At 64.8% G+C, this 19,684-nt stretch carries 19 protein-coding genes and 1 pseudogene; 6 read left to right on the top strand and 14 right to left on the bottom strand.

Annotated features, from left to right (window positions below):
• Nucleotides 1–32: 32 nt before the first annotated feature.
• The 8 genes from RTI28_RS23395 to pnuC all read right to left on the bottom strand — a co-directional run bounded on the left by RTI28_RS23395 (nucleotide 33) and on the right by pnuC (nucleotide 6,417).
• Nucleotides 33–1,331, bottom strand: coding sequence for a hypothetical protein (locus tag RTI28_RS23395; RefSeq protein ID WP_316922662.1), 1,299 nt, complete (start codon nucleotides 1,329–1,331; stop codon nucleotides 33–35).
• A 49-nt stretch (nucleotides 1,332–1,380) separates the two neighbouring features.
• On the bottom strand, nucleotides 1,381–2,121 hold the full coding sequence (locus RTI28_RS23390; RefSeq protein ID WP_316922661.1) for a hypothetical protein: 741 nt from the start codon (nucleotides 2,119–2,121) through the stop codon (nucleotides 1,381–1,383).
• Between the two features lie 40 nt (nucleotides 2,122–2,161).
• Nucleotides 2,162–2,851 (bottom strand): C39 family peptidase, encoded by a 690-nt coding sequence (locus tag RTI28_RS23385; protein WP_316922660.1) that lies wholly within the window; start codon nucleotides 2,849–2,851, stop codon nucleotides 2,162–2,164.
• A gap of 60 nt (nucleotides 2,852–2,911) precedes the next feature.
• The gene (locus RTI28_RS23380) at nucleotides 2,912–3,910 is read right to left on the bottom strand and encodes a heme utilization protein (RefSeq protein WP_316922659.1); all 999 of its coding nucleotides are present in this window, start codon (nucleotides 3,908–3,910) and stop codon (nucleotides 2,912–2,914) included.
• Between the two features lie 53 nt (nucleotides 3,911–3,963).
• Nucleotides 3,964–4,533: an adhesin gene (locus RTI28_RS23375; RefSeq protein WP_316922658.1), complete on the bottom strand. Its 570-nt coding sequence runs from the start codon at nucleotides 4,531–4,533 to the stop codon at nucleotides 3,964–3,966.
• 1 nt (nucleotide 4,534) lies between these two features.
• On the bottom strand, nucleotides 4,535–4,972 hold the full coding sequence (locus RTI28_RS23370; RefSeq protein WP_410479033.1) for a hypothetical protein: 438 nt from the start codon (nucleotides 4,970–4,972) through the stop codon (nucleotides 4,535–4,537).
• 330 nt (nucleotides 4,973–5,302) lie between these two features.
• Nucleotides 5,303–5,854 (bottom strand): AAA family ATPase, encoded by a 552-nt coding sequence (locus RTI28_RS23365; RefSeq protein ID WP_316922656.1) that lies wholly within the window; start codon nucleotides 5,852–5,854, stop codon nucleotides 5,303–5,305.
• On the bottom strand, nucleotides 5,851–6,417 hold the full coding sequence (gene pnuC / locus RTI28_RS23360) for a nicotinamide riboside transporter PnuC (protein ID WP_316922655.1): 567 nt from the start codon (nucleotides 6,415–6,417) through the stop codon (nucleotides 5,851–5,853). Before pnuC ends, RTI28_RS23365 begins: the two co-directional genes overlap by 4 nt.
• A gap of 271 nt (nucleotides 6,418–6,688) precedes the next feature.
• Here pnuC and RTI28_RS23355 point away from each other — a divergent pair, with 271 nt between their 5' ends.
• Nucleotides 6,689–8,368 (top strand): DUF2599 domain-containing protein, encoded by a 1,680-nt coding sequence (locus RTI28_RS23355; RefSeq protein ID WP_316922654.1) that lies wholly within the window; start codon nucleotides 6,689–6,691, stop codon nucleotides 8,366–8,368.
• 224 nt (nucleotides 8,369–8,592) lie between these two features.
• Nucleotides 8,593–10,350: a DUF2599 domain-containing protein gene (locus RTI28_RS23350; protein ID WP_316922653.1), complete on the top strand. Its 1,758-nt coding sequence runs from the start codon at nucleotides 8,593–8,595 to the stop codon at nucleotides 10,348–10,350.
• A gap of 54 nt (nucleotides 10,351–10,404) precedes the next feature.
• Here the strand turns inward: RTI28_RS23350 and RTI28_RS30490 are convergent, their stop codons facing one another.
• Nucleotides 10,405–11,139: a methyl-accepting chemotaxis protein gene (locus RTI28_RS30490; protein ID WP_377697375.1), complete on the bottom strand. Its 735-nt coding sequence runs from the start codon at nucleotides 11,137–11,139 to the stop codon at nucleotides 10,405–10,407.
• Nucleotides 11,140–11,259: 120 nt separating this feature from the next.
• Nucleotides 11,260–11,949 (bottom strand): annotated as a pseudogene (locus RTI28_RS30485) (cache domain-containing protein); the annotation flags it as partial.
• A 368-nt stretch (nucleotides 11,950–12,317) separates the two neighbouring features.
• On the opposite strand from RTI28_RS30485, the gene RTI28_RS23340 reads away from it, so the two are divergent.
• Both RTI28_RS23340 and RTI28_RS23335 read left to right on the top strand, forming a co-directional pair.
• On the top strand, nucleotides 12,318–13,148 hold the full coding sequence (locus RTI28_RS23340; protein ID WP_316922651.1) for an undecaprenyl-diphosphate phosphatase: 831 nt from the start codon (nucleotides 12,318–12,320) through the stop codon (nucleotides 13,146–13,148).
• Nucleotides 13,148–13,522 (top strand): DUF1294 domain-containing protein, encoded by a 375-nt coding sequence (locus tag RTI28_RS23335; RefSeq protein WP_316922650.1) that lies wholly within the window; start codon nucleotides 13,148–13,150, stop codon nucleotides 13,520–13,522. Before RTI28_RS23340 ends, RTI28_RS23335 begins: the two co-directional genes overlap by 1 nt.
• A 104-nt stretch (nucleotides 13,523–13,626) precedes the next feature.
• Here RTI28_RS23335 and RTI28_RS23330 read toward each other — a convergent pair whose 3' ends face one another.
• On the bottom strand, nucleotides 13,627–13,989 hold the full coding sequence (locus RTI28_RS23330) for an MmcQ/YjbR family DNA-binding protein (protein WP_316922649.1): 363 nt from the start codon (nucleotides 13,987–13,989) through the stop codon (nucleotides 13,627–13,629).
• Nucleotides 13,982–14,890, bottom strand: coding sequence for a LysR substrate-binding domain-containing protein (locus RTI28_RS23325; protein ID WP_316922648.1), 909 nt, complete (start codon nucleotides 14,888–14,890; stop codon nucleotides 13,982–13,984). Before RTI28_RS23325 ends, RTI28_RS23330 begins: the two co-directional genes overlap by 8 nt.
• A 121-nt stretch (nucleotides 14,891–15,011) precedes the next feature.
• On the opposite strand from RTI28_RS23325, the gene RTI28_RS23320 reads away from it, so the two are divergent.
• Both RTI28_RS23320 and RTI28_RS23315 read left to right on the top strand, forming a co-directional pair.
• A complete protein-coding gene (locus tag RTI28_RS23320; protein ID WP_316922647.1) occupies nucleotides 15,012–15,623 on the top strand; it encodes an FMN-dependent NADH-azoreductase in 612 nt (203 codons plus the stop codon).
• 103 nt (nucleotides 15,624–15,726) lie between these two features.
• The gene (locus RTI28_RS23315; protein ID WP_316922646.1) at nucleotides 15,727–16,758 is read left to right on the top strand and encodes a dienelactone hydrolase; all 1,032 of its coding nucleotides are present in this window, start codon (nucleotides 15,727–15,729) and stop codon (nucleotides 16,756–16,758) included.
• Here RTI28_RS23315 and RTI28_RS23310 read toward each other — a convergent pair.
• Together RTI28_RS23310 and RTI28_RS23305 are read right to left on the bottom strand one after the other, a co-directional pair.
• On the bottom strand, nucleotides 16,752–17,942 hold the full coding sequence (locus tag RTI28_RS23310) for an MFS transporter (protein ID WP_316922645.1): 1,191 nt from the start codon (nucleotides 17,940–17,942) through the stop codon (nucleotides 16,752–16,754). The two genes, RTI28_RS23315 and RTI28_RS23310, sit on opposite strands and share 7 nt — an antisense overlap.
• 136 nt (nucleotides 17,943–18,078) lie before the next feature.
• Nucleotides 18,079–19,665: an ABC-F family ATPase gene (locus tag RTI28_RS23305; RefSeq protein WP_316922644.1), complete on the bottom strand. Its 1,587-nt coding sequence runs from the start codon at nucleotides 19,663–19,665 to the stop codon at nucleotides 18,079–18,081.
• Nucleotides 19,666–19,684: the final 19 nt, after the last annotated feature.

Raw genomic sequence — 19,684 nt, 5'->3', positions numbered from 1 at the left:
AGGGGACCTCGCAAGGTCCCCTGCGTGCTGGATCAGAAGTAGTACGGGAATTTCAGGCTGAAGGTGAAGTCCGGCGCATCGTCGGTCAGGCCGATGGAAAGGTTGGGCACGATGGTCAGGTTGTCGGTCGCCGCGAGGGTCATGCCGACGTTGAAGTACGCGGCATTGGCGTCGCTGTTGACCACCGAGGTCCAGTCGGCGCCATCTTCCTTGATCTTCGACCGACGCTGGATCAGGTCGGAGAAGGAGAACGACATACTCATCTTCTCGTTCAGGGCGAAGGCGATACCGGCACCGATCTGGAAGCTGTCGCCCAGCTTGACCTTGCCGCCGACCTTCTGGTTCGGGGTGGAACTGATGTCGCTGAACGATTCTTCCATGTTGTAGGTGTACGACAGGCTGCCGAACAGCACCGCCGGGTCGAAGGTCTTGACCAGCGAGATACCCGGGGTGATCGACCAGACACCGTTGCCGGTGGGCAGGCTTTCCGGGTAGCTCAGGCTGCTGTTGGTCGGCGAGGTGCGCAGCTTGATGCCGAACGGGTCCTTGCCGGTGGGCGCCTTGACCCGCAGGCTGAACACCGCATCCGGGGCGTATTCGGACTCATCCATGAACTTGTAGGCGATACCGACGTTGACGTCGCCGATGGTCGGATCGCGGGTCACGCTCTCTTCCGATAGCGAGTTGCCCGCGCCGCCGGCGTCGTCCGGGGTACCACCGGCACCGCCGGACTGGAACTTGGTTTCGCGGTAGACCACGGGAACGTTGATGTCGAACTGCCAGCGCTGGTTCAGGTTGTAGCGCCCGGTCAGGTCCATGGTCCAGGTGTCGGAGCGGATCCGGTCCAGGTTGATGTTGCCGAGGAAGATCGAGTCCAGCGCGAGGAAACCGTTGAGCAGCAATTGCTTGGTGTCGTAGCGGGCGTAGGTGAGGCCGGTCTCGAAACTGAACTTGCCGCCGCCGAAGAAGCCGCTGGCCTCGTCATACAGGTTGGAAACGCTCTGGGCGGGTGACGAGTCGTCCTTGAGCGACTCGCCGTAGGAGCTGCCGGCCGCGGCGACGGTCTGTCCCGAGCCCTGGGGCTGGCTGGGTTTGCTCGCTGGCGAACGTACCAGGCGCTTGGGCTGCTGTGCCGCGGGTTGCTCTTCGACCTGGCGAACCCGCTGTTCCAGGACCATCAGGGCCTGTTGCTGCTGCTCGTAGCGTTGCTTGAGGGCCTGCAACTCCTGTTTGAGGGCATCGACTTGTGGGTCCTGCGCTGCGTAGAGCAGCGACGAGGGTACTAGAGTGCTCAGACAAACGACTGCATTGAATGACAACGAGCGGTGCATAGGTTAGCCGTCCCTTCCAACTGCGCAATAAGTTGAAACAGAGCGTAGATCAATATCCGGAAATGCGAAGGCCTTTGAGTTGATCCAGATTGCAGTTCAGGGCGCCTGCGGTTGGCATGTTGTCGCGCAGCACGACATTGAGCTGGGTCAGGTTGTTGACGGCGTTGTTGCCGCCAAGGAGGGTGGTGGACTGCAATATGCCGCCGTCGGCCAGGCGCTGCAGGCTGGCGCCCTGGCCATTGGCGGCCTGGATGCCCATCTGGATGCCGTTGGCGCTGGAGGCGATGCTGATGGCCCCGGCGTTGTTGCTGGCGCTGATGACGGTGCCGCTGGCCAGGGCCTGGCCTTGTGGCGCATCCATCTGCGGCGCCTGGCCGGCTTCCTTCACATTGATCTGCACGTTGTTGTAGGAGCTGTTGTAGTCGCCGGCGGCTCGGGTCACCTGGGTCACGCCCTGGCCGCTGCCCAGGCCTGCGCCACCGGTCACGCTGCCGTAGCCCTGGGCGGTGGAGGTGCCGCTGCCGTTTTCCGAGGTGGTGGAGACGTAGAACTGCGGTTTGAAGGTGGATTGCTGCACCTGCAGGCTCGCGGTGGCGCCGATGCGGTCACCATTGGCGTTCTGCCAGGTGCTGCTCATGACCACGCCGAAGCTGATGATCCGTCCGGGCATCACGTAGCGACCGCGCAACTGCGACAGTTCCTGGTCGTGCACTTCGATGGGCTTGAACTGTGCCTGGGCTGGAAGGCTGGCAGCCACGCAGAGGGCAACTACCCAGCTTGAAGTCTTCATCGCATGCTCCCTGGAGCTTCCTGCTCACCTGTTCTTGGATTTAGAAGAAGTCGCTCTGGATGAAACCGAACTCCATCAACTGGGCATCGTCGATGGGTTTGAAGCCGTTGAGCTGGTGCTTGGCAGTCAGTGGCTCCGGCGGCATGAGCAGGGCGTTGGCCTTGTCGTAGCCGGGACCGATGACGGCGAAGATGATGCCGTTCCAGCCTTTTACGAAGTCGTCGAACTTGTAGCGTTTGTTGCCCAGTACCGGGTCGCCGACGTACACCCAGTCCTTTTCCGTGCGTTGCAGCACGACGAAGTGCTTGTAGCCGCGGATATCCATCAGGACCACCACCGGGATGCTCACGCTCTGCAGGCTCTCCGCCGGGATCCGGTAGCCGCGGGCACGCATGCCCAGGCTTTCCACGTAGCGTTTCATGTCGAGCATGGAGAAACCCTGGACGCGGACCTGGTCCTGGTCGGACTGGGCGAGCATGCCCTCGATGATGTGGGCTTCGTCCACGTCCAGCCAGTAGGCCTGCTTGAGGATGGTGCCGAGGGCGGCAGCGCCGCAGCTGAAGTCGGTCTTCTGTTGTACCAGGTTGGCGAAGCGCCGTTCGCGCAGGCTCTGTACCGGTTTGTAGATCACTGTGCCGCCGGGCAGGGCGGCGATCGCCATCTGCGCGGCACCGGCTTCGCCGGTCTGAATGCCCAGCACTACCGCCAGCGTCAGCATCAATGCGCGCATGAGCTTCCCCACCCTTACGAATTCAAGGAAAGGGGCCCCGAAGGGCCCCGATCAAGGCTGTTACAGGCCGGTGCAGGCTTTGCAACCTGCGGCGATGGACAGCGAGTTGCTTTGTTGGTTGCCACTGCCTGCGGACACGTTGGCACCGATGTTGCCCGACACGCCGTTCAGCGAGTTGGTCAGCGAAGCGGTGTTGGTCACAGGGTTGACCCAGCCGCTTGGGGTCAGCACTTGGTAGGAGGCTACGCCGAACAGCGCGAAGTCGCCTTCTTCGTGGAACTTCAGCGGATCCTTGTCGGTGCGGCCGCCACGATCATTGTCATGATGACCACCACCATGACCGCCATTGCTGCTTTCGTCTTCCACGTAGCCCCAACCGTTGCCCTCGTAGCGGCCGTAGGCTGCGAAGCTGGCATGGAGGGTTTTGGTGTCGTAGGTGCGGTCGGCTTCGTTGGTGACTTTCAGGCCAGTGGTGGTCTGGTTGGCTGCGGCCGAGGCCACGGCTACGCGACCGCCGGATACGGCGATGGCCAGGTTGTTTTTCTGTTGGTTGAAGTCGCCGGCGGTAACGTTGATGCCGATGTTGCCGGCACTGCCGTTGCCCGAGTTGTTGAGGGTAGCGGTGTTTTTGGTGGAGTAGTTCTTGACGGTGTTGGCGATGTTGTTCTGAGTCGCGCTGGACACGGCCATGGCGCTACCGAAGATGAAGTTTTCATCGGCGGTGGCGATGGCGGCCACGTTGTCTTGTTGGTTGCCGTCACCGGCGGCGGTGTTGGCGCCCAGGTTGCCTTGCGAGCCGTTGGCCGAACTGTCCATTTTGGCATCGTTGCGGGTGGCTTCGTTTTTCACGAAGTTGCCGGCGTTGGTCTGGACGTCGATCACGGTGGCTGCGGCGCCGGCGTTGACCAGCAGGCTCAGGAGGTAGTTGGTGTTGTCGTTGTGATGGCCGCCGCCGTGATGGCCACCGCGGTTGTCGTCACGACCACCCGCTTGTGCAGCAACTGCCATGACCGCTGCGAGTGCGAATACCAGAGGCTTGAGTGCCATTTGTGGTTTCATGGTGTTTCTCCGCATTATCTTTTTTAGGTTAAGTGTTGTGTTGCTGTTTCGGGTCAATCAGCGACCCGGACGCTCAGGGTGTTGGCCATTCGGTTGCCCACCCCGGCGCTCTGATTCAACTGCACGACACCCCGGCTGCCGGTGAAGGCCTGGTCACTGGTGTTGACCTGGCGACTGCCGGGGATGTTGTCCGTTGGATCGGAGCTGTTGGACAGCGCCACGTTCTGCTGGAGCAGGACGCTGTCATCGATGCTTTGCGGTACCGCGCTGATGCTGATGCGCACCGCGTTGGCCTGTTGAGTCCCGGCCCCGGCGGACTGGTTGATGCCCAGTACACCGCTGCCGTTGCTGAATGCGTTGCCGCCGATGTTGGCGCTGGCATCCACGGCGCGGCTGGCCGGGGTGTCGATGCGCTGGATGATGTGGGTGGTGGCGCTGGCCTCGTGGCCAATGGCGATGGCCCGGCTGTTGGTCTGTTGCTGCATGTCGCCGGCAGCCTGGTTGATCGACAGGTTGCCCTGGTAGCGCCGGGCGCTGTTGTCGACGTTGGCGTTGTCCTGCACCGGAGCGGCGAGGGCGGTGGCACTGCAGAACATGGCGAGGAACAGCAGGCTGGCTTTCATCTCATTTGTTTCCCGTGAGGATCTGCAGCGGAGCGAGGCCGGCGCCGATGGCCGAACCCACCCGGTTGGAGATGCCGGCGCCGGCGCCAGCGCCGCCTCCGGTGCCGCCGCCACCGATGTTGCCCATACCGGGCAGGGTGCTCGGTACGGCGTTGACCCCGCGCACACCGTTGCTGGCATCCGGCAGCAGTACCCGGTTCACCGTGGCGCCGCTGGCGACACTGGCGAAGTCGCCGTCGCTCAGCTCATTGCTGGTTTGCGCGGTGATGCGGGCGGAGGCGTTGGTGTTGACGGTCAGCGGATAGGGGTCGGGATGGTTGCTGCGGATGGCGGGCCGGACCTTGACGTCGCGGGTCAGGACCACCACGCCATTGCCTTCGGGCTGGGCCTGGGCCTGGGCGGCGAGGAGGGAAGCACCGAGGGTGCATCCGACAAGCATGAGGTGAATCAGGTTTTTATTATGAATCCCCACGGCGGCGGTTCCTTCTTCTGAGCGCTGGCCCGTTCAGCGTTGCGAGAGAAAGAGCAGGAGCTGTGCCGCTTTTTGTTTTTTATTGAAAATCAGAGGCTTGCGCGAATGTGACGAGAATACGTCGCGCTGACTGTAAAAGTGTTGAGACAGTGAAGTGATGGCACCGTGGGAAACAGCGGCGAAAGGCCTGCCCATGGGCTTTCTGGCGCCGTTGTATCAACGCTGTAACAGTCCCGCGGCGTGCCGTGCCGCAGGCTCTGTATCGAGGGTTGCCGTGGGACGGGGTGTATCAGCGGGTTAACACTCGGTGGCGCAGTCCGCCGCCTTGCCGTCGAGCAGGCGCTGTACCGTGGTCAGCACCGTGGCCCGGCGGCTGGCCCAGTCGCCGTCGATGATGCGCATCGGCTGGCGGTGCCGTTGCAGCCAGTCGCGGCTGGCATTGAAGAAGGCCTGGCGTTGCGCCAGCTCTGGCTGGCAGCGCTGGCCGTCGCCGATCCAGGGCACGTTTTCCGGACTGAGCAGCAGGTGCAGGTCGTAGTGGCGGGCCAGCAGCGCCGGTTCCAGCCAGTCCGGGCAGGCGCCGAACAGGGTGCGGCTCCAGAGCATGTTGCTCAGCAGGTGGGTGTCGAGGATCAGCAGCGCCGGGCGACGCAGGCGCGCGGCGTCTTCGCGGGCCAGTTGGCCACGGGCGATGGAGGGAATATCGGCGTAGCAGGTGTCGCGCTGCTGCTGGTCGATGAAGTCGCGCACGTATTCGCCCACCAGTTCGCCCCCGAAGTGCGCCTGGATTTCCGCGCCGAGCCAGCTCTTGCCACTGGACTCGGGACCTGCCAGCACCAGGACCTTCATGGGCTGCTCAAGGCAGGATCGCGCCGCCATTCGCGCAGGCCCTGGATCGCCAGCAGGGTGAAGAGGGCATAGAGGCCGGCGGTGAGGTACAGGCCCTGCCAGAGAAACAGACCAACGCAGACCACGTCGATGACGATCCACAGCGGCCAGCACTGCACGCGCTTCTGCGCCATCCACCCTTGCGCCACCAGGCTGAAACCGGTGATCGCCGCATCCAGCCAGGGCTGTTCGCCATCGGTCCAGGTGCTCATGGCGCCGCCGAGGGCGACACTGACCAGCAGGCCGACCAGCAGGCCCGCGCTGACCTGGGACGGATTGAGCAGGCTGACCTTGCGCGCCTCGCGGGTGTCGTCAGGACGTGTCCATTGCCACCAGCCGTAGACCTGCAGCACGGCGTAGATCCCTTGCAGGGCCATCTGCGAATACAGGTGCGCGTCGCGCAATACCCAGCCGAGCAGGAGCACGGCGACCAGGCCGACCGGCCAGCACCAGATCTTCTGCTTGACGGTGAGCCAGACGGAGAGGGCGCTGAGCAGGACAGCGAGCCATTCGAGGCCGGACATCGGCGCTTTTCCTTGAGCGAGAGGGCGAGGGGTGGCGGATTGTACCTGCCCGCTGCGTTTCTGCCACGTCCCGATCGCATCCCGGTAGGGGGGCTGCGGCGCGTCCCGATGCATTCATCCGGATAGCTTCGCGTCATCGCGGGAACCTGGCATTTCTGTCAGTTATTTCGTTCGTTCCTTTCTGTCAGGCTTGCCTTTCACGGCGTTGGCCAGAGCGCAGTCGTCCTTACGCCCGCGAGCGGTAACTCGATACGTTACGGAGACGCCAGTCATGCGAACGACTACCTCGAGCACCCTGACCCTGCTCACCCTGTCCATGCTGCTGCCCTGGTCGCAGGCCCGGGCGGAAACCTGCGAGGCGACGCTGGCGCTGGTCCAGCAGTTGTACAACAAGACCGTGGATGTCTGTGCCAATGGCGAACTGGCCGCGGACTGCTCGGGCATCACCTTCCGCGGCACCAACCGCGCCGACCCGGCGAAAGGCGAGAGTTTCGATGTCTGGAAGTCCAGCCCGAGCTCGATAGAGCAGAGGGCTTTCGCCGCGTCCTACCTGCGCAAGGACATCGGCTTCGACAACTCGCCGATGAAAACCACCAACGGCTTCTTCATTACCCCAAGGGAACACCTGTGTGCGAGCCAGAGCGGTTTGTACCTGCAATGTGCCTTTGTCGGCGATGGCTGGAGCTGGTACCGCGGCGACCGGGGCTGTGGCGACAACACCGAAACGCCCCAGGTGGAGCGCTATTGCCAGGACGCCGGGATCACCACGGGCGCGGCCTGGAATGCCCAGTTCAGCGCCAACCAGCCGGCCAACGGCGCCTGGACCGCCGAGCCCTACCAGAAACAGTGCGCCTTCGATCTGGCCCAGGGCCGTGGCAAGGGTGGGCGCGCGGCGGCCTTCAAGACCTTCCTGGAGGCCCGGCGCATGGCTCCGGCCCGTGAACACGGGATGTACAACGAAGTGCGCCTGTCCAACCCCAATCCGCCGGATGCGATGCCGGTCCTGGCGTTCTTTTCCGTCAATGCCGCCGGCAGGGCCGAAGCCCTGGCCAACCAGCGGGACTACCTGGCCAAGACCGGGCAGTACCGCCCCATCATCGACGTCGTGTTGCCCAGGTACCCCGGCGATGTGGCGCAATTTTCCTGCTCGCCGAACCAGATGAGGCCGCCAGCCAGCGTCTCGACGCCGGGCTTCTGCAGCACTGGCAGGGCCTCCAGCCCGGGCTTCGGCTCGACGCCGCTGGGCAATCCCGCGCAGCAGGCCAGCCAGGCGGCGCAGACTGCCCAGGCCGCGACCCAGGCAGCGCAGGCTGCACAAGCGGCAGCCCAGGCGGCGCAGGCCTTGCAAGCCGCGCAGGCAGCCGGTGGCAAACCGCCGATCGGCAGCTACGACCTGCCTTATCAGTCGGCCCAGGCCGCGCAGGCGGCGCAAGCCGCGCAAACGGCCCAGGCTGCGGCCGCCGCCGCGGCTCAATCGGCCCAGGCAGCGCAGGCGGCAGCCCAGGCCGGTCAGGCGGCGCAGGCAGCCCAGGCGGCCCAGGCCGCGCAAGCGGCGCAAGGCCAGGCCGCGGTCGCGGCGGCAGCGGCCCAGGCGGCACAAGCCGCGGCCAGCCAATGCCGGCAGTACATCCAGAGTGCCAAGTGGATCCAGCGTGACGAGCCTGGCATCGGCCCGACCTGGTCGCTGTCGATCGTCCCGACCGAGTGCGGGCGCAGGATCGGTCCGGACCAGACCGACCAGATGTACGCGGAGCTGTTCAACAAGCATGGCAAGGATCCGCAGTGGGCCGAATACGCGAAGAACTACGGTTCGATGCGGCGGCAACTGGTCTGCCACCTGGCCCTGGTCAGGGACAAGCCGGAGTGGAACCTGGAACCGGTACGCCAGTACGTCGACCACAACACCTCGCTGAGCCTGCCGTCCGCGTGCAATCCGCCCGCGCGGAAATGACGGCAAGGGCCTGCCAGCGGCGCCGCTGCTGGCAGGCTTGCGCCTGCCCGGGTGAAAGCGCGGCGCAGGCTACCTCCAGTCGGATGGACAGGCGGAACTGTCATTTTTGTCAGTTTCGTCACGAACGGTTTACGCGCAGATTGTGGCTGCGACGTCGGGTAGTGGCTGTCCAGTCGGTGTCACGTCGAACCAGAAACTATCTCGGCGATTGCGGGAGATAAACAATGAGCAGACGTATCGATAAATGGTCACTGCTGATGGCCTTGCCGTTCGTGACACAGGCGACGCTCGCTGGTGCAGCGACCTGCGAGGAAACGTTGCCGGTGATCGAGCAGTTGTACAACAACACCGTGGACAACTGCACGGGACCGGAGGGCCAGGCCGTGCCTGCCTCGGACTGCTCCGGACTGATTGCCAGGGGCACGCAGCGGCCCGAGCACTCCGGCGGACAGGCCGGGGACTATCGGGTCTGGAAGGCCAGCCCCAGTGCGGTGGAGAAAGGGACGGTCGCCGCCACTTACCTGCGCAAGGACATCAAGTACAGGGACGTCATCGTCTACAAGGATGGCTGGCGCAACTACAACAACGGCTTCCTGGTCACCCCGCCGCATCTTGTGCCTGAAGGCGAGCCGGCGGCCTACCTGGCCTGTGCGACACCCGTGGACATGTGGGCGGACGAGCGCGACGACCAGGGCTGCGGCGACAACCGCAAGACGCCCGGGGTCGAGAAGTCCTGCCAGGAGCTTGGCATCAAGGGGACTGACTGGGCGAATCAATATGCCGTACCGAACCTGTACAAGGACACGGAACTGATCGGCGGCAACTCCTGCACCAATGACATGCGCACCATGGACGCCAGCAAGAGCACGGCCGCCTTCAAGGACTTCCTCGATGCCCGCAAGGCTTTCCAGGACCTGCCGAACCAGGACGTCGCGTTCAACTCCTACACCGAGGTGCGTTACACCAATACGCCCAACAACCAGCCGCCGATCCTGGCGTTCTTCCACACGGACGATGAAGGTCGGGAGGATGCGCTGAAGAACCAGGCCGAGTACCTGCAGGACACGGGCAAGGAAGTGCCGGTCGTGCAGATCACCTATCCGAAAGACAAGGACGGTGTCGCGACCTTCTCCTGCGAGGCGAAACCGGCCCCGGCGCCTGTCCCCGAACCTGCTCCCGATACCACGGCCGCCGACCTGGCCGCGGGTGGGTGGGGCACGGGCAGCGATCCGAAGCAGTGCTCGCGCTACTTCGACTCGGTCACCTGGCTGAATCGCTGGGACTCCTACCTGCAACGTCATGTCGATTCGGTCTCGGTACGGCCGTCGGCGTGCGGTCGGGAAATCGGCGCGGATCAGACCGATGCCGCGTTCGCCGAGATGCAGGCCAAGGCCAAGGCCTTGCCGGGCGGGGTCGTCAAATGGAACAGCAGGGATGACACCCTGCGCCGGCAGTTCGTCTGCCACCTGGTCCTGGTGGAGAAGGACGCCAACGGCAATCCGCTGCCGGTCAAGTACAAGGAAGAGTTCAACCTGGAGCCGATCAGGAAGTACGTGACCCACGAGCAATCCCTGGTGGACAAGTGCAACACGCCGCTGACCGACGACCAGACCGTGGGCGGCTGGGGCGCCAATGGCTCCGCGCAATGCACGCAATACGTCGATTCGGTGAAATGGGTAAAGCGCAGGTTTGCTGAATACGGCGACCAGGACATCATGTCGCTCGAAGTGACCCCGACCGAATGTGGTCGCAACATCGGCCCGGACCAGACCGAGAAGATGATGGCCGAGATCAAGAAGAAGGCCCTCGCAGCTGACCCTAAAGGCGCGGAGTTCTGGGGCGCCAAGGACGACTCGATGCGTCGCCAGACCGTCTGCCTGATGAAGCTGTACCGCGACAAGTCCACCTGGAACATCGAGTCCAAGCGGCCGAACGGCGTCAGCGCCGCCCAGGCCGAGGCGGCGCAGTGCAACTTCAAGTGATTGGCTGAGGCCCTTGAACTGCCGATATCCCTGCGGATATCGGCAGTTTTTCTTTCAGGCGTGGAACTGCTTGAGCACCTGCTCCAGGTGCGCGCTCAGGCGATTCAGGGCGCGCCCCGATTCGCTGGAGTGCTGGGCGGCGAGAGCGGTCTGGCGCGACAGGTCGGCGGTGTCGGTGACGTTGCGGTTGATTTCCTCGACCACATGGGACTGCTGCAACGTCGCGCTGGCGATGGAGGCATTCAGCGAGGTGAGGTTGTGCAGGACCTGGCTGATGGCATCCAGGCTGGCCCCGGCTTCGCTGGCCTGTTCGACGGTTTCGCGGGACGCCTGGCTGCTGGCGTCGATGGCCTTGACCGCGGCTTCCGACTGGCCCTGCAGGTGCTCGATCATCGCCTGGATCTCGGCGGTGGACTGCTGGGTACGTTGCGCCAGCAGGCGCACCTCGTCGGCAACTACGGCGAAACCGCGGCCCTGTTCCCCGGCCCGGGCTGCCTCGATGGCGGCATTGAGGGCGAGCAGGTTGGTCTGTTCGGCGATCGAGCGGATCACTTCGAGGACGCTGCCGATCCGTGTGCTCTGGCTGGCCAGGGCCTGGATCACCTGGACCGCTTCGTCGATGGTGGTCGACAGTTCGCCGATCTTGCGCAGGCTGCCATGGATGCTCTGCTGGCCCTGGCGGGCGCAGCCCTGGGCTTCGCTCATTTCGCTGGAGGCCTGTTCGGCGTTCTTCGCCACGTCCTGCACGGCGTAGGACACTTCGTTGATCGCCGTGGCCACCTGTTCCATCTGCAGCGACTGCTGCTCGCTGCGCTGCTGTGCCTGCTCGGCGCTGCTGCCGACGCTGGCGGCGGAACCGTCCAGTTCGCGGGCGGCCTCGCGCAGGCGCACGACCACCTCCTGCAGTTGCCCGGTGAAGCGGTTGAAGTGCTGGCCGAGGCGGGTGATCTCGTCGTTGCCGTGGGTGTCCAGGCGCCGGGTCAGGTCGGCCTCGCCGCTGGCGATGGTGGCCATGGCCTCCTCGGCTTCGCGCAGCGGCAGGAGGATACTGCGGGCGATCATGATCACCAGCAGGGCGAGGATCACCGCGATGCCCGTGCCGATCAGCGAGGCGTCGCGCAACTGGCGGTAGAACTCGGCCTGCATGTCGTCGATGTAGATGCCCGAGCCGATGATCCAGCCCCAGGGCTGGAACAGCTGGATATACGAGGTCTTTTCCACCGGCTCGCTGGCGCCGGGCTTGGGCCAGCGGTAGTCGATGCTGCCGGCGCCCTTGGCCTTGGCCAGCGCGACCATTTCGTTGAACAGGGCGAAGCCGTCGGGATCGCGGATCGCCGAGAGGTCCTGGCCTTCGAGCTTGGCGTTGACCGGGTGCATGATCATCTTCGGACCCAGGTCGTTGATCCAGAAGTAATCGTTGCTGGCGTAGCGCAAACCGCGCACCGCGGCGATGGCCTGCTGCTGGGCGGCTTCGCGGCTCAGGCTGCCGGCGGCCTCGAGGCCCTGGTAGTAGGCCAGCAGGCCAGCGGCGGTCTCGACCACATGGCGGGTTTTCTCCGCCTTGGCCTTGTACAGGTCGTTGTGGATCTGATTGAGCATGAGCAACCCGAGGGTCACCAGCATCGCTACCGCCAGCACCAGGATGAGCCACAGGCGCCGGCTGATCGACATACTGCGTAAAGTCTTCATGAAGGTCTTCTCGAGTTCTTGTTATTGTCACGAGCATCCAAGCATGCTTCGCCGCACCAACCTACTCGACCAATGGCTAAGTCGTTGATTCGGCAAGTCCGTTGCGCGCGACCGGGCAGCCTTTTACTGACGGGTCTGATAGGATTTCGGCCTTCCCGGGCCAAACCTGAAGGGCGCGTCGGTTTTTTTCTCGTTTGCGCGCAATTTGCCTGGGCTTTGCAATCACGTAATCAAAACTACAACGGGGCATGCCACGCGCATCGCCTCACGGGGGAATGATGGACTTTTGGACCGCCATGCAGGCAGTGATTCTCGGCATCGTCGAGGGTTTGACAGAGTTTTTGCCGATTTCCAGTACCGGCCACCAGATCGTCGTGGCCGACCTGATCAACTTCGGCGGTGAGCGGGCCATGGCCTTCAACATCATCATCCAGCTGGGCGCGATCCTGGCGGTGGTGTGGGAATTCCGACGCAAGATCCTCGATGTGGTAGTGGGGCTGCCACGCCAGCGCCAGGCACAGCGTTTCACGGTCAACCTGATGATCGCCTTCTTCCCCGCCGTGGTGCTGGGCGTGGCCTTCGCCGACCTGATCCATGAATACCTGTTCAACCCGATCACCGTGGCCGCTGCCCTGGTGGTGGGCGGCGTGGTCATGCTCTGGGCCGAGCGCCGCGAACACGTGATCCGCGTCGAGGAAGTGGACGACATGCGCTGGAGCGATGCCCTGAAGATCGGCCTCGCCCAGTGCCTGGCCATGATCCCGGGGACCTCGCGCTCCGGTTCGACCATCATCGGCGGCCTGCTGTTCGGCCTGTCGCGCAAGGCGGCCACCGAGTTCTCGTTCTTCCTGGCCATGCCGACCATGGTCGGTGCCGCGGTGTACTCGGGCTACAAGTACCGCGACCTGTTCCAGCCTGAGGACTTCATGGTCTTCGCCATCGGCTTCGTGGTGTCGTTCATCTTCGCCATGATCGCCGTGCGTGGCCTGCTCAAGTTCATCGCCAGCCACAGCTACGCGGTGTTCGCCTGGTACCGCATCGGCTTCGGCCTGATCATCCTCGCTACCTGGCTGTCCGGCGTGGTCGACTGGTCGGTGGCGCACGGCTGATGCGTTATCCGCGCCTCAAGCTGCTGGCGTTCGCCGCGCTTTGCCTGCTGCCGCTGGGCGGCGCGCTGCAAGTGGGGCTCGCCGCGCAGTTCTGGCTGCCGGCGCTGGCCTACGGGGTGATGAGCCTGGTCTGTGCCGGGCTCTACCGGCATGACAAGCGCCAGGCCGTGCAGGTCGGGCGGCGCATCCCGGAACGCCTGCTGCATGTCGCCGAGCTGCTCGGCGGCTGGCCGGGCGCGCTGCTGGCGCAGCAGCTGTGGCGACACAAGACGCGCAAGCTGTCCTATCAGCTGCCGTTCTGGCTGATCGTCCTGGTGCACCAGGTGGTGTGGCTGGACTGGCTGTTCCTGGGGCAATGGCGGCATATCTTCTGATGCTGCCGTGTTCTTTCGGGCCTCATCGCGGGCAACGCCCGCACACACAAGGACCGCGTGCACCGCGAAACCTGTAGGAGTGGGCGTTGCCCGCGATGAGGCCTTCAGTCGAGCAGCAATCCCACCTGCACCCGCTTGGGCAGTTTCCCCACCACCAGCTGATGCGACCGCTTCAGCAGCTCTTCCAGTGCCTCGCGCCCCAGCGCATACGGCCTCGCCACGCTGACCCAGTGCGCCCGCGCCAGGTACGGCGCCGGCCGCACCCCCGGCATGTCCACGTAGCCAAGAAACAGCTCCTTGTCGACCTTGAACGACAAGCCCGCCCCGGCCAGGTCCATCACCGCGAACATCTTGTTGCCGGCCACGGAAAACACCCGCACGCCACCCCACTTGTAGTCTTCCTGCGCGCCCGGCAGGCCCAGGCAGAACACCGCGACCTGGTCCTCCGACAAACCTTTCTCAGACATACCGCTCTCCACATTCCTCGAACGACGCCACCAGATGATCGATCCACGCCCGCACCGCCGGCAGTACGCCGCGTCGATGAGGGTAGACCGCTTGCAGAAAACCGCTGGGCATCGACCACTCCGGCAGCAGCCGTACCAGTTCGCCACTGGCCAGTTCCTCCCCGCAGTGCAGCAGGGGCAGGGCGGTGAAGCCCAGGCCGGCGAGGGCGGCGGCCTTGCGCACGACGAAATCGTCGATGCCCAGGCGCGCCTCCAGGGCGATGTCCTCGCGTTCGCCCGCGGCATTGGACAGGCGCAGGTGCACCAGGCGGTCCGCTTCCACCGCGCCCAGCACCGGTAGCCCGGCCAGCTCGGACGGATGCTGCAGCGGGTGCTGGCGAGCGAAGTCGGGTGAGGCCACCAGTTGCATCTGCGCCGGGTTCAGGCGGCGGGTGACCAGGGCCGGGTCCTCGTCGCCCAGATCGCGCACGCGCAGGGCGACGTCGATGCCCTCGGTGATCAGGTCGACCCGCCGATTGACCAGGACCATCTCCAGTTGCACCTGCGGATAAAGCTCCAGAAAGCGCGTGATCACCAGCGGCAGAAAGGCATGGGCCAGCCCCACCGGGCTGGAGACGCGCAGGCGTCCGCGCGGTTCGCTGGTCATGCTGGCCACTGCCTCGTCGGCCATCTCCGCCTCCAGCAACATGGCCTGGCAGTGGCGCAGGTAGCGCTCACCCACGGCCGTCAGCTTCAGTTGCCGGGTGGTGCGCTGCAACAGGCGAGTGCCGAGGCGTTCTTCCAGCTCGGCGACGCGCCGTGACAGGCGCGACTTGGGAATGCCCAACTGGCGTCCGGCGGCGGCGAATCCGCCGGCCTCGACGACGCGGGCGAAGTAGAACAGGTCATTGAGGTCTTGCATGATTGTTCCATAGGTAGGACGAACTAACGCAATCTTGCGATCTTATCAGCTATTGGTAATGCCGTTAGGATTCTCCCCATCGCGATCGCCGACCAGCGGTCCTCATTCAAGGAGAGCACCCATGAAACTGTTGCACATCGATTCCAGCATCCTCGGCGACAACTCGGCTTCGCGCCAGCTGAGCCAGAGCGTGGTCCAGGCCTGGAAGGCCGCCGATTCGTCGGTCGAGGTGGTCTACCGTGACCTGGCCGCCGATGCCATCAGCCACTTCTCCTCGGCGACCCTGCTGGCCGCCGGCACCCCGCAGGAACTGCGCGACGCCGCCCTGGCCCACGAAGCCAGCCTCAGCGCGCAAACCCTGGAGGAGTTCCTCGACGCCGACGCGGTGGTCATCGGTGCACCGATGTACAACTTCAGCATCGCCAGCCAGCTCAAGGCCTGGATCGACCGGATCGCGGTGGCCGGCAAGACCTTCCGCTACACCGAAGCCGGCCCTGAAGGCCTGTGCGGCGACAAGAAGGTGATCGTGGTGTCCACTGCCGGTGGCCTGCACGTCGGTCAGCCGACCGGCGTCGGTCATGAAGATTTCCTCAAGGTGTTCCTCGGTTTCATCGGGATCACCGACATCGAATTCGTTCGCGCCCATGGCCTGGCCTACGGCGAAGAACCCCGCAGCAACGCCCTGCAGGCGGCCCAGGCGCAGATCGCCAACGAGCTGTTCGTCGCCGCCTGATCCCGCTGTCAGCAGTTTCATCCAGCTTTCATACGTGCCGATCTGGCCCGCTCTATGCTTGGCATGGGGCGGGTCATCGCCGTTTGGGTGAGGTTGAAACAAAATGTCTCATGTACGCGCGTTTCTGCTGCTGTGTGCGCTGGGCTGCAGCCTGCTGGTGCAGGCGGAGCCGGCGCAGCACTGGAACGTCGGCCTGCACCGCATGAGCATTCCCGACCCGCTGGACGGCCAGCCGATGCAGGTGCTGGCCTTCTATCCCTCCAGCGGCCAGCCGCATGTCCGGCGAATCGACGGTTATCGCCTGTATGTCGCCGCCGAAGCGCCGGTGGTGATGGGGCGTTTCCCGCTGCTGGCGCTGTCCCACGGTAACACTGGCACGCCAATGGCTCTGCACGACCTGGCCAGCGCCCTGGCCCGGCGTGGTTTCGTGGTGGTCGCCGCAGTGCACCCCGGTGACAACAACAAGGACCACAGCCGCCTCGGCACCCTGAGCAACCTCTACGGCCGTCCCCTGCAGATCAGCGCGGCGATCAGTGCTGTTCTCGCGGATCCGTTGCTGGCGCCCTACGTCAGTGGTGACCAGGTGGGCATGATCGGCTACTCGGCGGGGGCGGAAACCGCGTTGATCCTCTCTGGCGCACGCCCTGACCTGCAGCGCCTGCGCCGTTACTGCGCGGAACGCCCCCTGGATGCCGACGCCTGTACCCGCCATGGCGAGCTGATCGCCGACCGCGATGACCTGCTGCCCGAGGCCGATCCGCGAGTACGCGCCATGCTGCTGATGGCGCCCTTGAGCCTGAGTTTCGGGCGCCAGGCGCTGGCGCAGGTGCGGGTGCCGTCATTGATCTACAGCGGCGACCACGACCAGTTGCTGGCGGTGGACAAGAATGCCGAGGCCCTGGCGCGCAAGCTGCCGGTGACCCCCAATTACCGGCGCCTGGAAGGCGCGGGGCATTTCGTCTTCATGTCGCCCTGCGACAGCAACCAGCGTGCGCGCATGCCGGCGCTGTGCAACGATCCCGACGGCGTCGACCGGCTCGGCATTCATCTGTCGTTGCAGTCGGAGGCCACGCGCTTCTTCAACCGTGCCCTGGGCGTTTCCAGTCGCGCCGGCTTGCACACCGCCGATCAGTGAGTGGCGGAACGGCGCAGCAGGGTCAGCACCAGGCCGACGCCGAGCAACGAGAGCAGGGCGGCGGCGCAGAAGATCCAGGCATAGCCGAGGTGGGCGGCGATGAAACCCATCACCGGCCCGGCGATCGCCAGGGCCAGGTCGAAGAACACCGCATAGGCCCCCAGACCCGCGCCGCGGCTGGTGGGCGGCACCTGCTTGATCGCCTCCACCCCCAGCGCCGGATAGACCAGCGACAGGCCGAAACCGGTCAGCCCGGCGCCGACCAGCGCCAGTAGCGGCGAGGGCGCCAGCCAGAGCAGGGTCAGGCCCAGGGTTTCCACGGCCATGCAGGCGATGGCCACGCGGTAGCCACCCCACTGGTTGACCGCGTTGACGAACAGCAGGCGCGAGACGATGAAGCAGACCCCGAAGGCGCTGAGGCACCAGGCCGCGCCGCTCCAGCCGCGTTCCAGATAGAAGAGGGTGACGAAGGTGGTCAGGGTGCCGTAGCCGATGGAGCCCAGGGTCAGCGCCAGGCCGCAGGGCGCCACGCGGCCGAAGGCGGCCCAGAACGGCAGGCGTTCGCCGCGTACCACCGGCAGCGAGGGCTGGCTGCGGATCACCAGCAGGGCGAGCACGGCCAGCGCGGTCAGGGCCGGGCCGATGCTCCAGAAACCGCTCTCGCCAGCCAGGATCACCCCCAGTGGCGCGCCGATGGCGATGGCGCCGTAGGACGCGATACCGTTCCAGCTGATCACCCGCGCGGTGTGCTCGGCGCCCACCTGGCCGATGCCCCAGCTCAGGGTGCCGACGCCGATCAGGCCCTGGGCGATGCCCAGCAGGATCCGTCCAGCGAGCAACAGCAGCAGGCTCAACAGCGACACATCGACGACCAGCGCCGAGGCCCAGGTCAGCACTCCGGCGACAGCGATACCGAACAGGCCGTAGGCGATGCTGCGCCGCGTACCGAGGCTGTCCGCCAGGCGCCCGGCCATGGGCCGGCTGAGCAGGGTGGACAGGTACTGGATACCGATCACCAGGCCCGCCACCACCGCGCTGTAGCCGAGCACATCGTGGACATGGCTGGGCAGTACCGCGATCGGCAGGCCGATGCAGAGGAAGGCGATGAAGGTATAGAAAACGATCGACAGGATCCGCAGGGTGACGGAGAACGACGAAGGGTTTGCGGAGGGTGCGGCAGACATGGGGTTTCGTTCGCAGGCAAGCGGTTGAAGGCTCACATCATGGCGGCGCGCGGGAAGAAAAGAAAGCAGGCTAACGAATTATTCGGAACCGCGCACGGACCGTGCCCAGTCTCTGGGACGGTCCGTGCGCAGGGGATCAGACCACCACGCCCTGGCTGCGCAGGTAGTCGTCGTAGGTGCCGCTGAAGTCCACCACGCCATCCGGGCTCAGCTCGATGATGCGGGTAGCCAGGGACGAGACGAACTCGCGGTCGTGGCTGACGAAGACCAGCGTGCCCGGGTAGTTCTCCAGCGCCAGGTTGAGGGCCTCGATGGATTCCATGTCCAGGTGGTTGGTCGGTTCGTCCATCACCAGCACGTTGGGCTTCTGCAGGATCAGCTTGCCGAACAGCATACGGCCCTGTTCACCACCGGAAATCACCTTGACCGACTTGAGGATCTCGTCGTTGGAGAACAGCATGCGGCCGAGGGTGCCGCGGATCACCTGCTCGCCCTGGGTCCACTGGCCCATCCAGTCGAACAGGCTGACGTCATCCTCGAAATCGTGGGCATGGTCCTGGGCGTAGTAGCCCACTTCCGCGCTCTCGGTCCATTTCACGTTGCCGGCGTCCGCCGCCATTTCGCCTACCAGCAGGCGCAGCAGGGTGGTCTTGCCGATACCGTTGGGGCCGATCACCGCGACACGCTCGCCGGCTTCGACGGTGAAGCTGAAGTTCTTGAACAGTTGCTTGTCCTCGAAGCCCTTGGAGACTTTCTCCACGGTCACCGCCTGGCGGTGCAGCTTCTTGGTCTGTTCGAAGCGGATGAACGGGCTGACCCGGCTCGACGGCTTGACCTCGGCCAGCTGGATCTTGTCGATCTGCTTGGCACGGGAGGTCGCCTGCTTGGCTTTCGAGGCGTTGGCCGAGAACCGGCTGACGAAGGTCTGCAGTTCGGCGATCTGTGCCTTCTTCTTGGCGTTGTCGGCCAGCAGTTGCTCGCGGGACTGGGTCGCCGCGGTCATGTACTCGTCGTAGTTGCCCGGGAACAGGCGCAGCTCGCCGTAGTCCAGGTCGGCCATGTGGGTGCAGACCGAGTTCAGGAAGTGCCGGTCGTGGGAAATGATGATCATGGTGCTGTTACGCGCCGTGAGAATGTTTTCCAGCCAGCGGATGGTGTTGATGTCCAGGTGGTTGGTTGGCTCGTCGAGGAGCAGCACTTCCGGATCGGAGAACAGCGCCTGGGCCAGCAGCACGCGGAGTTTCCAGCCGGGTGCCACTTCGCTCATCGGGCCGAAGTGCTGTTCCAGCGGGATACCCAGGCCGAGCAGCAGCTCGCCGGCGCGGGATTCGGCGGTGTAGCCGTCCATCTCGGCGAACTCGGTTTCCAGCTCGGCGACGGCCATGCCGTCTTCCTCGGTCATTTCCGGCAGCGAATAGATGCGATCGCGCTCGGCCTTGACCTTCCACAGCTCCTCGTGGCCCATGATCACCGTGTCGATCACGGTGAATTGCTCGTAGGCGAACTGGTCCTGGCGCAGCTTGCCGAGACGGGTATTGGGCTCGAGCATGACCTGGCCGGCGCTCGGCTCCAGGTCGCCGCCGAGGATCTTCATGAAAGTGGACTTGCCGCAGCCGTTGGCGCCGATCAGGCCGTAGCGGTTGCCGTTGTTGAACTTGACCGAGACGTTTTCGAACAGCGGTTTGGCGCCGAACTGCATGGTGATGTTAGCGGTGGAGATCAAAGTGCTTGTCCTGCGGGGG

Source organism: Pseudomonas sp. zfem002, from assembly GCF_032621685.1.
In the GTDB taxonomy this organism is placed as follows: Bacteria; Pseudomonadota; Gammaproteobacteria; order Pseudomonadales; family Pseudomonadaceae; genus Aquipseudomonas; species Aquipseudomonas japonica.
Note: the sequence above shows the minus strand (reverse complement) of the source record. Positions and strands in the feature narration are given on the sequence as shown.